Source organism: Streptomyces ortus (assembly GCF_026341275.1).
Lineage (GTDB): Bacteria > Actinomycetota > Actinomycetes > Streptomycetales > Streptomycetaceae > Streptomyces > Streptomyces ortus.
Map to the genome: position 1 here is coordinate 2,398,407 of NZ_JAIFZO010000002.1, position 14,312 is coordinate 2,412,718.

The 14,312-nt window shown below is 70.8% G+C and carries 12 protein-coding genes and 1 pseudogene; 10 read left to right on the forward strand and 3 right to left on the reverse strand.

What is annotated here, in order from left to right:
• The first annotated feature begins 86 nt into the window (after positions 1 to 86).
• From K3769_RS13875 to K3769_RS13890, 4 genes are all read left to right on the forward strand, one after another.
• Positions 87 to 1,898: an ABC-F family ATP-binding cassette domain-containing protein gene (locus K3769_RS13875; protein WP_267026742.1), complete on the forward strand. Its 1,812-nt coding sequence runs from the start codon at positions 87 to 89 to the stop codon at positions 1,896 to 1,898.
• Positions 1,899 to 2,110: 212 nt separating this feature from the next.
• A complete protein-coding gene (locus K3769_RS13880) occupies positions 2,111 to 3,988 on the forward strand; it encodes an outer membrane protein assembly factor BamB family protein (RefSeq protein ID WP_267026743.1) in 1,878 nt (625 codons plus the stop codon).
• Positions 3,989 to 4,175: 187 nt separating this feature from the next.
• Positions 4,176 to 6,032 carry an outer membrane protein assembly factor BamB family protein gene (locus K3769_RS13885; RefSeq protein ID WP_267026744.1) on the forward strand — a complete coding sequence of 619 codons (1,857 nt, stop codon included), beginning with the start codon at positions 4,176 to 4,178 and terminating at the stop codon, positions 6,030 to 6,032.
• Positions 6,033 to 6,486: 454 nt separating this feature from the next.
• The gene (locus tag K3769_RS13890; protein ID WP_267026745.1) at positions 6,487 to 7,191 is read left to right on the forward strand and encodes a helix-turn-helix transcriptional regulator; all 705 of its coding nucleotides are present in this window, start codon (positions 6,487 to 6,489) and stop codon (positions 7,189 to 7,191) included.
• 206 nt (positions 7,192 to 7,397) lie between these two features.
• On the opposite strand, the pseudogene K3769_RS13895 reads toward K3769_RS13890, so the two are convergent.
• Positions 7,398 to 7,592, reverse strand: a pseudogene (locus K3769_RS13895) (hypothetical protein); the annotation flags it as partial.
• Positions 7,593 to 7,755: 163 nt separating this feature from the next.
• On the opposite strand from K3769_RS13895, the gene galT reads away from it, so the two are divergent.
• Genes galT through galK form a run of 3 tightly spaced genes read left to right on the forward strand, consistent with a single transcriptional unit; the run spans position 7,756 to position 10,966 of the window.
• On the forward strand, positions 7,756 to 8,817 hold the full coding sequence (galT, locus tag K3769_RS13900; protein WP_267026746.1) for a galactose-1-phosphate uridylyltransferase: 1,062 nt from the start codon (positions 7,756 to 7,758) through the stop codon (positions 8,815 to 8,817).
• A complete protein-coding gene (gene galE, locus K3769_RS13905; RefSeq protein ID WP_267026747.1) occupies positions 8,814 to 9,803 on the forward strand; it encodes a UDP-glucose 4-epimerase GalE in 990 nt (329 codons plus the stop codon). The genes galT and galE overlap by 4 nt, the downstream gene beginning before the upstream one ends.
• On the forward strand, positions 9,803 to 10,966 hold the full coding sequence (gene galK, locus K3769_RS13910) for a galactokinase (protein WP_267026748.1): 1,164 nt from the start codon (positions 9,803 to 9,805) through the stop codon (positions 10,964 to 10,966). The genes galE and galK overlap by 1 nt, the downstream gene beginning before the upstream one ends.
• An 80-nt stretch (positions 10,967 to 11,046) precedes the next feature.
• Here the strand turns inward: galK and K3769_RS13915 are convergent, their stop codons facing one another.
• Entirely contained in the window at positions 11,047 to 11,502 is a 456-nt protein-coding gene (locus K3769_RS13915; protein WP_267031363.1) for a GNAT family N-acetyltransferase, read from the reverse strand.
• A gap of 258 nt (positions 11,503 to 11,760) precedes the next feature.
• Here K3769_RS13915 and K3769_RS13920 point away from each other — a divergent pair, with 258 nt between their 5' ends.
• A complete protein-coding gene (locus K3769_RS13920; protein ID WP_267026749.1) occupies positions 11,761 to 12,528 on the forward strand; it encodes a LuxR C-terminal-related transcriptional regulator in 768 nt (255 codons plus the stop codon).
• Here K3769_RS13920 and K3769_RS13925 read toward each other — a convergent pair.
• On the reverse strand, positions 12,487 to 12,984 hold the full coding sequence (locus tag K3769_RS13925; protein WP_189775043.1) for a MarR family winged helix-turn-helix transcriptional regulator: 498 nt from the start codon (positions 12,982 to 12,984) through the stop codon (positions 12,487 to 12,489). The genes K3769_RS13920 and K3769_RS13925 overlap by 42 nt on opposite strands.
• Before the next feature lie 117 nt (positions 12,985 to 13,101).
• Between K3769_RS13925 and K3769_RS13930 the strand changes: the two genes are divergently transcribed.
• Both K3769_RS13930 and K3769_RS13935 read left to right on the forward strand, forming a co-directional pair.
• A complete protein-coding gene (locus K3769_RS13930) occupies positions 13,102 to 13,929 on the forward strand; it encodes a trans-aconitate 2-methyltransferase (protein WP_267026750.1) in 828 nt (275 codons plus the stop codon).
• Positions 13,930 to 13,933: 4 nt separating this feature from the next.
• Entirely contained in the window at positions 13,934 to 14,293 is a 360-nt protein-coding gene (locus tag K3769_RS13935; RefSeq protein ID WP_267026751.1) for a VOC family protein, read from the forward strand.
• The last annotated feature ends 19 nt before the right edge of the window (positions 14,294 to 14,312 follow it).

Genomic DNA, 14,312 nt, shown 5'->3' on the forward strand with positions numbered 1-14,312 from the left:
GCCGCCCCCTTCCTGGGTGGCCGGAAGGATCATCCTTGTGGGCGGCTACCCTGGAAGGTCGATCGATCCCCCTTGTCAGGAGTGCGATGGCCGTCAATCTGGTCAATGTCGAGGCAGTCAGCAAGGTGTACGGAACCCGTGCGCTGCTCGACGGAGTCTCCCTCGGCGTGTCCGAAGGGGACCGGATCGGCGTGGTCGGCCGTAACGGTGATGGCAAGACCACGCTCATCCGGATGCTCGCGAAGCTGGAGGAGGCCGACTCCGGGCGCGTGACGCACTCGGGCGGCCTGCACGTCGGCGTGCTCACCCAGCACGACTCCCTGGACCCCGCGGCCACCGTCCGCCACGAGGTCATCCGGGACATGGCCGACCACGAGTGGGCGGGCAACGCCAAGATCAGGGACGTACTGACGGGCCTGTTCGGCGGGCTCGACCTGCCCGGTTTCCCACAGGGCCTCGACACCGTGATCGGACCGCTCTCCGGCGGTGAGCGACGGCGCATCGCGCTGGCCAAGCTGCTCATCGACGAGCAGGACCTGATCATCCTCGACGAGCCCACCAACCACCTCGACGTGGAAGGCATCGCCTGGCTGGCGCAGCATCTGCGTGAGCGCAGGTCCGCGCTCGTCTGCGTCACCCACGACCGGTGGTTCCTGGACCAGGTCTGCACCCGCATGTGGGACGTGCAGAAGGGCGACGTCTACGACTACGAGGGCGGCTACACCGACTACGTCTTCGCGCGCGCCGAGCGGGAGCGCATCGCCGCCACCGAGGAGGTCAAGCGGCAGAACCTGGTCAGGAAGGAGCTGGCCTGGCTGCGCCGCGGCGCCCCGGCCCGTACGTCCAAGCCGCGCTTTCGCGTGGAGGCCGCCAACGAGCTGATCGCGGACGTGCCGCCGCCCCGCGACAGCAGCGAACTGATGAAGTTCGCCTCGTCCCGGCTCGGCAAGACCGTCTTCGAGCTGGAGGACGTCACCGTGCAGGCCGGGCCCAAGGTGCTGCTGAAGCACCTGACCTGGCAGCTCGGGCCGGGCGACCGGATCGGCCTGGTGGGGGTGAACGGCGCGGGCAAGACCTCCCTCCTGCGCGCCATGGCGGAGGCCGCCCGCTCCGAGGGCGAGACGCAGCCCGCCGCGGGCCGGGTCGTCACCGGCCGGACCGTCAAGCTCGCCTACCTCTCCCAGGAGGTCGGCGAACTCGACCCGAACCTGCGGGTGCTCCAGGCCGTCCAGGCGGTCCGCGACCGGGTCGACCTCGGCAAGGGCCGTGAGATGACCGCGGGCCAGCTCTGCGAGACCTTCGGCTTCAACAAGGAGAAGCAGTGGACGCCGGTCGGCGACCTCAGCGGCGGTGAGCGCCGCCGGCTGCAGATCCTGCGGCTGCTGATGGACGAGCCGAACGTCCTCTTCCTCGACGAGCCGACGAACGACCTCGACATCGAGACCCTCACCCAGCTCGAAGACCTGCTCGACGGCTGGCCCGGCTCCCTGATCGTGATCTCCCACGACCGGTTCTTCATCGAGCGCACGACCGACCGGGTCTTCGCGCTCCTCGGCGACGCGACCCTGCGGATGCTGCCGCGCGGTATCGACGAGTACCTGGAGCGGCGCCACAAGATGGAGGAGGCCGCCGCCGCCTCGGCTCCGGCGGCCGTGACCGAAAAGAGCTCCTCCGGCGCCGCGTCCGCCAAGGAGGACCGCGCGGCGAAGAAGGAACTGCAGAAGATCGAGCGGCAGCTGGACAAGATCTCCGAGAAGGAGAGCAAGCTCCACACGCAAATCGCCGATAACGCCACCGACTTCGCGAAGGTGGCGAAGCTGGACAGTGACCTGCGCGAACTGGCCACCGAGCGCGACGAGTTGGAAATGCGCTGGTTGGAGCTCGCCGACGACGCGTGAAGAGCGCGTGAACAAGCGTAACGAGGGCATCACGGGCCGGTTCTCCCTTGGAAACAGGGAAGAACCGGCCCGGTGTTCGAGCGCTCCAGGGTGATAGAAAGAGCCGTCTGGGAACACTCTCAGGACCTATGACAACCACTGTGAGTGCATCGCCCGCTGCGGTGCGTACTGCAGGGCATGGCTAAAAATCAGTGAAGAGGGGGGACGCGCTGATGACTCAGCCGCCTGAAAAGCCGTCGCAGCAGGGCGGGTTCGGAGCGCCGCAGGACCAGCCGCCGCAGGGTGGCTTCGGACCTCCGCAGGACCCGCGGGGCGCCACCCCGCCACCGCCCGCCCAGCCGCCGGCGGCCCCGCCGCCCCCGCAGGAAGCGCCGCAGGGCGCACCGCAGGGGCCCCCGCAGACACCGCCGCAGGGCGCCCCCGGCACCCCGCCGCCCGCGCCCGGTTACGGCTACCCGCAGCAGCCCGGCCCGTACGGGCAGCCGCAGCAGCCCGGACCCTACGGCTATCCGCAGCAGCCGGGCCCGTACGGACAGCCCGGTCCCTACGGTCCGCCGCAGCAGCCGGGGCCCTACGGCCAGCAGCAGCCCGGGTACGGCTACCCGACGCAGCCGCAGTTCCCGGGAGGGCCCGGGACCCCGCCCGGCGGTGGCTCGCGGAGCCCCTTCAAGGGGAAGCCCGCAATGATCATCGGCGGCGCGCTGGCCGCGGTGCTCGTCATCGGTGGCACCGTCCTGGCCGTCTCCAGCGGCGACGACGGCGGCGGCGAGAAGAAGCCCGTCGCCGACAAGAGCCAGGACGCCAAGCCCTCCGGGTCCGACGCGCCCGTCAACCCCGGTGACGGCGACGGTGACGGCGACGCCGGTTCCGAGGACCTCAACGAGGGCCGCCAGGCCGGTGAGTCGAAGGTGCTCTGGTACAAGGAGGCGCCCGACGCGCCCGGTTCCGGCGCCGACGCCCCCGGCATGTGGATCACGGACAAGGTCGCCGCGAAGGCCGCGTACAAGCAGCTCTTCGGCTACAACGTCGACGACGGCAAGGTCAGCTGGCCCGCGATCACCTTCCCGCAGCCGATCTGTGCCGCGTCCAGCCAGAAGACGTCCGACGACAAGGTCTTCGTGGCGTACAAGGAGGGCACCAAGAGCGGCGCCGAGTGCAACCAGCTCGTGCAGGTCGACCTCGCGACCGGCAAGAAGGGCTGGACGAAGGAGATCCCGAAGGGTGAGCTGTTCGACAGCTCCCTCTCCCTGAGCCTGAACATCTCCGGAAACACCCTGATGGTCGGCCGCTCCCAGTCCGGCATCGGCTACGACACGGACAGCGGCGACAAGCTCTTCGACAAGAAGAGGTACAGCAACGCCTGCTTCCCGGCGGCGTTCGCGGGCGGCGCCAAGCTGCTCTCCGTCGCCTCCTGCGGCGCGGGCGGCGACGGAGAGCACGACGAGGTGCAGGAGCTCGACCCGGCGACCGGCAAGGCCAAGTGGACCAAGAAGATCCCCAAGGGCTGGCGCGTGGAGCGCGCGTACTCCGTCGATCCCGTGGTCCTCTACCTCACCAACGCCGACAAGAAGCAGTGGAACGTCACCACGCTGAAGAACGACGGCACGGCCCGTTCCCAGCTCGACGTCGACGAGTCGTTCGCGCCGCAGTGCGGCTGGGCGATCCTCTCGCGTGACCTCCTGGGCTGCGAGGGCGTGGCGGCCGACGCCAACACCCTCTACCTGCCGACCGAGGCGAAGAGCGGCGCCAACGAGGTCGTCGCGGTCAGCCTGGAGACCGGCAAGGAGAAGTGGCGGGTCAAGTCCCCCGCGGACGACTCGATGCTGCCGCTCAAGATGGACGGCACGAACCTCGTCGCGTACGTGGAGCCCTCGTACGACGCGGGCGGGCGGATCGTCTCGATCCCGACCGGCGGCGGTTCGCACACCCCGAAGACGCTGCTGCAGAACGCGCAGGGCCAGGCGGAGGTGGAGAACGGTTTCTTCTCGAAGGCCGTCGACTACGTGGACGGGCGCTTCTACCTCTCCACCACCCGGCTGACCGGCAGGGACGAGTCGAAGGAGAAGCTGATGCTGGCCTACGGCAAGTGACCCGGCCGGTCTCCGCTTCCGCCGCGTCCACCGCTCGCGCCCGCCGCAGACGCGCCCGCCCCATCCGCGTCTCCGGTCCCATCCGCGTCGCCGGCCCTCTCCGTGTCTCCAGGGCCACGCGCGTCTCCCGCGCCTTCCGCGTCCCCCTCGTCCCCTCCGTCCCCTTCGTATCCGAGGTACACACGTCATGAGCCAGCCGCCGCCCCCGCCGCCGAACCAGCCGCCCCAGGGTGGCGGTTTCGGCGCCCCGCAGGACCCGCCTCCGGGCGGGTTCGGCCCGCCCACGCCGCCCGCCGGGCCCCCGCAGCAGCCCCAGCAGCCCCAGCCGGGCTACGGCTACCCGCAGGCGCCGCCGTCCCAGCCGCCGTCCCAGACCCCGCCCCCGGCCGGCCCGCCCGCCGCGCCGCAGGGCCCGCCGCAGCAGCCGTACGGCTACCCGCAGGGTCCCCCGCAGCCGCCGACCGTGCCCGGTTACGGCTACCCGGGCCAGCAGCCGCCGCAAGGGTACGGCTACCCGGGGCAGCAGCCCCAGTACGGCTATCCGCAGCCCCACACCATGCCGATGCAGCCGCAGGCCCCGCAGGGCGGGAAGAAGTTCAGCGCCCAGGCGGCGATCATCGTCGCGGCCGTGCTGGCGATCGGGCTGATCGTCGGCGCCGGCGTCTGGTACGCGAGCTCGTCCGGCAAGGACGACAAGGACACCTCCGCGGGCCCCGGCGGCACCGACGGCGGCAAGGACGGCGACAGCGGCGGCGACGGCTCGGGCGGTGGCGGCGGCTCCGAGAAGGTGCCGTCCGACACCAGCGCGAAGGTCCTCTTCCAGCTGCCCGCGCCCGAGGTCCCCAAGAAGGACGTCTGGAGCGTGGAGGGTTCCTGGCTGACGGACAAGGTGTACGCCAAGGCGGGCGTGCGCAAGATTGTCGGCCACGACCCGGACACCGGCAAGGAGACCTGGACCCTGCCGCTGACGGGCCTGACCTGCGCCGGCTCGCCCGAGGTCACCAAGGACGGCGTCGCCGTGGTGGTCGCGGAGGACGCCAAGCGCACCAAGGCCGACCCGTACCCGTCGTGCACCGAGGTCACGGCCTTCAACGTGGACACCGGCAAAGCCCTGTGGACGAAGTCCGTGGCGCCGGGCGGCGGTGAGAAGGCCAAGTTCAAGGAGGCCAGCATCTCCGGCACCACGGTCGCGGTGGGCTCCGGCCTCGACGGCGGCGCCGCCTTCGACATCAGCAACGGCAAGGTGCTGTGGCAGCCGAAGGTCGGCACGTGCGAGGACGTCGGCTACGCGGGCGGCGAGCAGCTGGTCGCGGTCCGCAAGTGCGGTACCTACGGCAACGAGTCGTTCGAGGTCCAGCGGCTCGACCCGAAGACGGGCACCGTCAAGTGGAGCTACAAGCTCCCCTCGGGCATCGACAACGCCAAGGTCATCTCCACCAAGCCGGTCGTCTTCGGCGTGGACTCCGGTGACGGCCCCGACGCCATCACCGCGTCCGGCGCCACGGACATCTTCTCGCTGGACGACAGCGGCAAGCTGCGCACGAAGATCACGCTGCAGGACGGCAAGTACGAGCACGACTGCGGTGTGAACAAGGTCCACAACTGCAGGTCGATCGCGGTCGGCAACGACCGGCTGTACGTGCCCACCAAGCAGCACGAGGGCACCGAGAAGTACAGCCGGGTCAACGAGATCGTGTCGTTCTCGCTGGCCACCGGCAAGTCCACGAGCGACCGTGCCGACGCCGGCGACGGCTACGAGATCTGGCCGGTGCGGATGGACGGCACCGACATCATCGCGTACAAGAACGGCCCCTACGACAAGGGTTCCCAGGTCGTCTCCATCGACGGCAAGACCTTCAAGGAGACCAAGCTCCTGGAGACCCCGGCCACCGACCAGGTCCGCAGCGCGATCAGCGGGATGGTGCCCAAGTCTTCGGAGATGCTGTACGCCGACGGCCGGCTCTTCATGGGCGAGGATCTGGTCAGCGCCCCGTACTCCAAGGACGACAAGGACTACGTGGCGATCGGGTTCGGCGCCGAGTAGCAGCCTGAGCCGCCGGCACGTACGGCACGTACGGCACGTACGGAAGGCCCCCGCCGCCCGGGAGACGGGCGGCGGGGGCCTTCCCGGTCATGGGGCTCAAGGGCGTTTCGACAGCTGAAATGGTCCAAGGGCGGTACGCGGCGATACAGGGTGGTCATTCGGTGATCCGGGTCGGACGTGTTCGCTGCGGAGTGTGGCAAGTCGCCCCTCCGCGCTCGGCGGAGACCCATGATCAAAGGAACTTCCGGGTGTATACCCGTGTGTTGGTGCGGGGAGGCAGTCTCCCGCGCGCCGTTCCGCGAATGAGATGAATCTTGACATTACGGGGCACTTCTCCGCACTGGGGGGAGCGCAACGTCGAACAAGCGTGTAGCTTCCGGGGGATGGAGAGCCGGGGGGCTCCTATCCATGGGGTACCAGTAAGGATCCTGGGGGGACTGGGGGGTTGGGCTCGATGGGAGTGCGGCTCATGGTGGTCGACGACCACCGACTGCTCGCCGAGGCGCTCGCCTCGGCCTTGAAACTGCGCGGACACCGCGTACTGGCCGCCGCCGCGCCCGCCGCGGGAGCGGCGGAGCTGGTGATCACCAGGGCGCCGGAGGTGTGCCTGATCGGCACGGCCACGCCCGCCGAACCGGGCATCTTCGACCCGGTGGTGAAGATCAAGCGGGAGCGCCCGCAGGTCGCGGTGCTGGTCCTCGGGCCGGTGCCCAACCCGCGCGGCATCGCCGCCGCGTTCGCCGCCGGTGCCTCCGGTTACGTACGGCACGACGAGCGCATAGAGGGTGTCGAGCGCGCCATCATGAAGGCGCGCGCGGGGGAGGCCGCGGTGGCGCCCCAGCTCCTCCAGGGTGCCTTCAGCGAGCTGCTCAACCCGGCCGCGCAGCCCGACGACGAGGGGCAGCGGCTGCTCCAGATGCTGACGCCCCGGGAGGTGGAGGTGCTGGTGCGGGTCGCCGACGGCGAGGACACGCGGCTCATCGCGGCCGGTATGGGCATAGCGCCCAGCACCGCCCGCACGCACGTGCAGCGGGTGCTGATGAAGCTGGGCGTGGGCTCCCGCCTGGAGGCGGCGGCCCTGGCGGCCCGCACGGGCCTCTTGGACCGCGCGGGCCCGGTGTCGCAGCACGCGGCACCGGGAGCGGGGCCGGAGGACTGAGGCCGCGGTTCCGGGAGCGGGGCCTCAGGGGCTGAGCCCGGAGCCGTGAGTCTCCGGTGGGACCGCGGGACTGCACCGCTCCGCGGCCCCACCGCGGGTCGCACCCGGCTCCCACGGGCGAGCCCCTTAAGGGGCGCGGGGAACGGCGCAGCCAGCCCCACCGGCCCGCGGCCCCCGGGAGGGAGGCGGCTGCGGCTCGTCGGCCGTCACACCCTCGGGCGCAGCCACAGCCAGGCCGGGAAGAACAGGCCGAGGGTCGGCATGCCCAGGCCCGTCCTGAGGTTGATGTTGACGCCCTCCGCCTTGTCGATATCGGCGTCGGACGCGGTGATCCCGGCGATCCCGGCGATCGTCACGATGACCCCCTGGACCACGAAGAGGGCGCCGATGACGCGGCGGATGAGCTGGTCCCGTACGTCAGTCCGCGCAGCCGGGTCTGCATCCTGCCCTCACTCACCTTGGTGCTCTTTGTTCGGTTGTGATGCTGACGTGCGTGGGGGTTTGTGGTTTGATGTGTTTGATTCTGTTTATTGGTTTGATCGGGTTAGGGATGGGGAGTCCGGCGTGAAGAAGACCTCGACCCGGCTGGCCGACGGTCGTGAGCTCATCTACTACGACTCGCGCGACGACACGGTGCGCGACGCGGTGGACCGGCGCCCGCTCGACCGCACGGTCACCACTTCGGAGGTACGGCGCGACCCGCTGCTCGGTGACGCGGTGGCCGTCGCCTCGCACCGGCAGGGCCGCATCTACCACCCGCCGGCCGACGAATGTCCGCTGTGCCCGTCCGAGGGCGACCGGCTGAGCGAGATCCCGGACTCGTCGTACGACGTCGCGGTGTTCGAGAACCGCTTCCCGTCACTGGCCGGGGACTCCGGGCGGTGCGAGGTCGTCTGCTTCACCTCGAACCACGACGCGTCCTTCGCCGATCTGACCGAGGAACAGGCGGGTCTGGTCCTGGAGGCGTGGACCGACCGTACGGCGGAGCTGTCCCATCTGCCCGCCGTCGAGCAGGTGTTCTGCTTCGAGAACCGGGGCGCGGAGATCGGCGTGACGCTCGGCCACCCGCACGGGCAGATCTACGCGTACCCCTTCACGACCCCCCGCACGGCCCTCATGCTCCGCTCGCTGGCCGCGCACAAGGAGGCGACCGGCGGGGAGAACCTCTTCGACGCCGTGCTGGAGCGGGAGCTCGCCGAGGAGCGGGTCGTCCTGGAGACCGAGCACTGGGTGGCCTTCGTGCCGTTCTCGGCGCACTGGCCCTACGAGGTGCACCTGTATCCGCGCCGCCGCGTGCCCGATCTGCTGGGTCTGGACGAGGGCGCGCGCACAGAGTTCCCCAAGGTGTATCTGGAACTGTTGAGGCGCTTCGACCGGATCTTCGGTGAGGGTGAGCCTCCGACGCCGTACATCTCGGCCTGGCACCAGGCGCCGTTCGGCACGCTGGAGGAGTTCGACGGCGTGGTGCGCGAGGACTTCGCGCTCCACCTCGAGCTTTTCACCATCCGCCGCACTTCCGGCAAGCTGAAGTTCCTCGCGGGTTCCGAGTCCGGCATGAACGTGTTCATCAACGACGTGCCGCCGGAGACCGCGGCCCAGCGACTGCGAGAGGTAGCGAGTTCATGAGCGGGAAGTACCTGGTCACCGGCGGTGCGGGCTATGTGGGCAGCGTGGTCGCCCAGCACCTGCTGGAGGCGGGCCACGAGGTGACCGTCCTCGACAACCTCTCCACCGGCTTCCGCGCGGGCGTCCCGGCCGGCGCCGCCTTCATCGAGGGCGACATCCGCGACGCCGCGAAGTGGCTGGACCCCTCCTTCGACGCCGTGCTGCACTTCGCCGCGTTCTCGCAGGTCGGCGAGTCGGTCGTGAAGCCCGAGAAGTACTGGGACAACAACGTCGGCGGCACGATGGCCCTGCTCGGCGCGATGCGCGGGGCGGGCGTGCGCACGCTGGTCTTCTCCTCCACGGCGGCGACGTACGGTGAGCCGGAGACCACCCCGATCACCGAGTCCGCGCCGACGCTTCCCACCAACCCCTACGGCGCCTCGAAGCTGGCCGTCGACCACATGATCACGGGTGAGGCCGCCGCGCACGGACTGGCCGCCGTCTCGCTGCGCTACTTCAACGTGGCCGGCGCGTACGGGACCAGCGGTGAGCGGCACGACCCCGAGTCGCATCTCATCCCGCTCGTCCTCCAGGTCGCCCAGGGCCGCCGCGACGCCATCTCCGTCTACGGCGACGACTACCCGACACCGGACGGCACCTGCGTCCGCGACTACATCCACGTGGCCGACCTCGCGGAGGCGCACCTGCTGGCGGTCGCCGCCGCGCGGCCGGGCGAGCATCTGATCTGCAACCTCGGCAACGGCAACGGCTTCTCGGTCCGCGAGGTGATCGAGACCGTCCGCAAGGTGACCGGACACCCGATCCCCGAGGTCGCGGCCCCGCGCCGGGCGGGCGACCCGGCGGTCCTCGTCGCGTCCGCCGCCACGGCCCGCGACCGGCTCGGCTGGAACCCGTCCCGCGCGGACCTCGCGGGAATCGTCGCGGACGCGTGGGAGTTCGCGCAGAACATCGCTCAGCAGGACAGCGCGAAGGTGGAGGGGCACTAGTGGGGGATCGGGAAGCGGTTCAGCAGGTCCGCGGCGGCTTCGAGGAGCTGTACGGGGTGGCGCCCGAGGGGATCTGGGCGGCGCCCGGCCGGGTCAACCTGATCGGTGAGTACACCGACTTCAACGAGGGCTTCGTCATGCCGCTCGCGCTGCCGCACACGGCGGTTGCGGCGGTCTCGCGACGCGACGACGGCGTACTGCGCCTGCACTCGGCCGACATCGAGGGCCCGGTCGTCGAACTGCACGTCGACGCGCTGGCCCCGCTGACGAACACCAGCTGGGCGGCGTACCCCGCCGGGGTCGTCTGGGTCCTGCGCGAGGCCGGGCACGCGATCACGGGCGCGGACATCCACCTCGCCTCGACGGTCCCGACGGGCGCGGGCCTGTCCTCCTCGGCAGCCCTTGAGGTGGTCACCGCCCTGGCCCTGAACGACCTGTACGAGCTCGACCTCACCGGGCCCGAGCTGGCCCGGATCGCGCAGCGCGCGGAGAACGACTTCGTGGGCGTGCCCTGCGGGGTCATGGACCAGACGGCGTCCGCGTGCTGCACGGAGGGCCACGCCCTCCACCTCGACTGCCGGGACCTGTCGATCAGGCAGGTCCCCTTCGACCTTCCGGCCCACGGGCTCCAGCTCCTCGTCGTCGACAGCCGCGTCAAGCACGCGCTGGGCGACGGGGCGTACGCGGAGCGACGGGAGGGGTGTGAGGAGGGCGCGCGGCAGTTGGGCGTGCCGTTCCTGCGGGACCTCGCGTACGAGGACCTCGACGCGGCGCTGACCCGCCTCCCGGACGAGCGGGTACGCCGGTATGTGCGGCACGTCGTCTCGGACGACCACCGGGTCGAGGAGGTCATCGCGCTCCTCGACGCGGGGGACATCCGGGGGATCGGACCCGTCCTGACGGCGGGCCACGCCTCCCTCCGTGACGACCTGCGCATCTCCTGCCCGGAACTGGACCTCGCCGTCGACACGTCTGTCCGGGCGGGTGCGCTGGGGGCCCGTATGACGGGCGGCGGCTTCGGCGGCTCGGCCGTGGTCCTGGTCGAGACGGCGGACGCGGACACGGTCACGAAGGCGGTGAAGGAGACGTTCGCGACTGCGGGGTACACGGAGCCGCGGGTGTTCCCGGCGGTTCCCTCGGCGGGGGCGCGGCGGGTGGGCTGAAAGCCTTTCAGCCCGTCCGGCGTTTGAGGACGAGCGCGCAAGCGCGACAGGGGGGTCCGGGGGCGCAGCCCCACGGACGGTCAGCGCAGGCGTTTGGTCAGGGTGTACTCCGTGATCCCCGGCGGGTAGTCGGGGATCACGCACACCACCTCGTACCCCTGCTTCCGGTAGAAGTCGGGAGCCTGGAAGTCCCATGTCTCCAGGCGGGACGCACGGCAACCCCGGGACGACACGGCCAGTTGTTCCGCGCGGGACAGGAGTTGGGAGCCGAGGCCGGCTCCGCGGTGGCGGTCGTCGACCCAGAGGTAGGCGACATGCAGCCAGGTCGCCCAGGTGTGCCCGATCAGTCCCCCCGCGATCGAGCCTCCCGGCTCCAACGCCCAGACGTGGAGCGGAACGTCCCGTTCCTCAGGGGTTCCGCGCAGGGAACGAAGCACGGGAGAAGCCGCCGTATTGGCCTCCAGCAGCCGGGACCGCAGGAATTGGCCACGCTCTTTGTCGACTTCTGTCTCGATACGAAACATACGGCTCACCATAAACGCGTCGGGCAATCAGTTCTGCAAATCACCTTCCGCTCCTGCCGCACGGCCTTACTCTGATGAGCAGCACCGGTGGGGGCCGGTGCTGATCAGGGGGCGAGACAGTCGGGTACGACGCCCGAAGTGGGGGTAGCAGTTCCAGCACGGCGGCGGCCGTGCGATCGCGGCACCCCGTTTTCCGGGCCGACAGGAGGTCCGGGATCACCTCGGGCGCCGTACCTGCGCCGGTCCGTCCCCCGACCAGTGGGGGTTTCTGTGGTTCGCATCCGTGTTCTGGTCGTTGACGACCATCGTATCTTCGCCGAGTCGCTCGCCGCCGCCCTGGCCGCCGAGCCCGATGTCGATGTTTCCGCGGCGGGCAGTGGCCCGGCCGCGCTGCGCTGCCTGGAGCGGGCGGTCGCGGAAGGCCGCAGGTTCGACGTGCTGCTCGTGGACGCCGACCTCGGCGGCAACGTACCGGGCGTCCGCCCGGCCGTACCCGTGCACGACAACAACGAGGAAGGCCTGGTCGACGGCATCTCCCTGGTGGCGGGCGTCCGTTCGGGCCAGCCCGGTGTCCGTATCGTCGTACTCGCCGAGAAGGACGATTCGCGGCGCGCGGCCCTCGCCCTGCAGGCGGGCGCCTCGGGCTGGGTGGCCAAGGACTGCTCGCTGTCCCGGCTGCTGACCGTCATCCGCGGGGTGCTGCGGGACGAGACACATCTGCCGCCCGCGCTGCTCACGGGTGTGCTGCGTGAGCTGACCGCCGCCCGCAAGCACCGCACCGAGAGCGAGCGGCTGGTGGAGTCGCTGACTCCGCGCGAGCGCGAGGTGCTGCGGTGCATGGTGGCGGGGCTGGGGCGCAAAGCCGTCGCCGAGCGGCTGTTCCTCTCCCCGCACACGGTCCGTACGCATATGCAGAACGTGCTGGGGAAGCTGGGCGTCCACTCGACTCTCGCGGCCGTGGCGCTCGCCCGCCGGGCCGGAGTCGGTCCGGTCGACCTAACCGGGGATGTTGTCGAACGGGGCGGTCAGCTGGCGTAGCAGCCCGGCCAGTTCGCCGCGCTGGGCCCGGCTGAGCTCCGCGAGGATCGCGCGCTCCTGGTCGAGGAGTCCGGCGAGCGCCTGGTCGGCGCGGTCGCGGCCCTCCTCGGTGAGCCGCACGAGCACGCCCCGGCGGTCGCTGGGGTCGGGGAGCCGCTCGACGAGGCCCTTCTTCGCGAGCCGGTCGATACGGTTCGTCATCGTGCCCGAGGTGACGAGGGTCTGGGTGAGCAACTGCCCGGGGGAGAGCTGGTACGGGGCTCCCGCGCGCCTCAGCGAGGTCAGCACGTCGAACTCCCAGGGCTCCAGGGCGTGCTCGGCGAACGCGATCCGCCGCGCCCGGTCCAGATGCCGCGCGAGCCTGCTCACGCGGCTGAGCACTTCGAGTGGTTCCACGTCGAGGTCGGGGCGCTCCCGGCGCCATGCTGCGACCAGCCGATCGACCTCGTCCTCCATGGCGATCAGTGTAGTGGTTGTGTCGATGTGAAGTCTCTTGAAGTCAAGTATCTTGACGACGAGATACTTGGGATGTGAGGGTGGAGGCCGGCTCGCCCCGACTCCGAGGAGGCTCCCTTGTCCGCCACCACCACTCCCACCTGGGACCCGGGCCAGTACCTGCGCCACGCGGAGCACCGCGCCCGCCCTTTCGCGGAACTGCTCGGCCGCGTTCCCGCCCTGCCCGGCGAACCGGCCCGGAGCGCCCGGATCGCCGACCTGGGCTGCGGGCCCGGCAACGTCACCCTCCAGCTCGCCGAGCGCTGGCCGGCCGCGCACATCACCGGGTACGACAACTCCCCGGAGATGCTGGCCCGGGCCGAGGAGCACGCGGGGCCCACGGCGGGCGGTGGCCGCCTCGACTTCGCCCACGCGGACCTGACCGGCTGGGCGCCCGCGGAAACGTACGACCTGATCGTCTCCAATGCCGCGCTGCAGTGGGTGCCGGGGCATCTGGAGGCGTTCGGGACGTGGCTCGACGCGGTGGCCGCCGGGGGGACCTTCGCCTTTCAGGTGCCCGACAACCTCGACGCGCCTCTGCACGCGCTGATGCGTGAACTCGCCGCCTCCGCGCGGTGGAAGGGGCGGCTCGACGGAGTGCTGCGTGGCGCGGACTCCGTGCACGACCCGCTCGTCTACCTGGACCGGCTGGCTCGGCTGGGTTGCGAGGTGGATGTCTGGGAGACGACGTACATGCAGCTTCTTCAGGGTGAGGACGCGGTCCTCGACTGGTCGAAGGGGACGGGGATGCGGCCGGCGCTCACGGCTCTGGCCGACGACCCGGAGGCCCGGGACGCCTTCACCGCCGAATACCGGGACCTGCTCCGGACGGCCTACCCGACCGCCCCGTACGGCACGGTTCTGCCGTTCCGGCGGCTGTTCGCGGTGGCGCGGAAGACCGGCTGACCCGATGCTGACGGCCGTGGACCACGTCCAGCTCGCCGCGCCGCCGGGGTCGGAGCCGCTCCTGCGCGACTACTACGCCGACGTGCTCGGTATGACCGAGATCCCCAAGCCGGCTGCCCTCGCCGGGCGCGGGGGTTGTTGGTTCCGCGCGGACGGCGTGCAACTGCACCTGGGGATCGAGCGCGATTTCCGGCCCGCGAAGAAGGCGCACCCGGGGCTGCGGGTGGTGGGGATCGAGGCGTACGCCGACCGGCTCGCCGCCCATGGAGCGCCGGTCGCCTGGGACGACCTGCTCCCGGACCTCCGCCGCTTCTACTCGGAGGACCCGGTGGGCAACCGGCTGGAGTTCCTGGAGCCGGTGTGAAGGGCGGTGGGTGGGGAGG

Bases quoted from the DNA above. Each gene is read 5' to 3' on its own strand.
- K3769_RS13875 (WP_267026742.1), top strand. From the start codon at position 87: ATGGCCGTCAATCTGGTCAATGTCGAGGCAGTCAGCAAGGTGTACGGA.
- K3769_RS13880 (WP_267026743.1), top strand. From the start codon at position 2,111: ATGACTCAGCCGCCTGAAAAGCCGTCGCAGCAGGGCGGGTTCGGAGCG.
- K3769_RS13885 (WP_267026744.1), top strand. From the start codon at position 4,176: ATGAGCCAGCCGCCGCCCCCGCCGCCGAACCAGCCGCCCCAGGGTGGC.
- K3769_RS13890 (WP_267026745.1), top strand. From the start codon at position 6,487: ATGGGAGTGCGGCTCATGGTGGTCGACGACCACCGACTGCTCGCCGAG.
- galE (WP_267026747.1), top strand. From the start codon at position 8,814: ATGAGCGGGAAGTACCTGGTCACCGGCGGTGCGGGCTATGTGGGCAGC.
- K3769_RS13915 (WP_267031363.1), bottom strand. From the start codon at position 11,502: ATGGTGAGCCGTATGTTTCGTATCGAGACAGAAGTCGACAAAGAGCGT.
- K3769_RS13925 (WP_189775043.1), bottom strand. From the start codon at position 12,984: ATGGAGGACGAGGTCGATCGGCTGGTCGCAGCATGGCGCCGGGAGCGC.
- K3769_RS13935 (WP_267026751.1), top strand. From the start codon at position 13,934: ATGCTGACGGCCGTGGACCACGTCCAGCTCGCCGCGCCGCCGGGGTCG.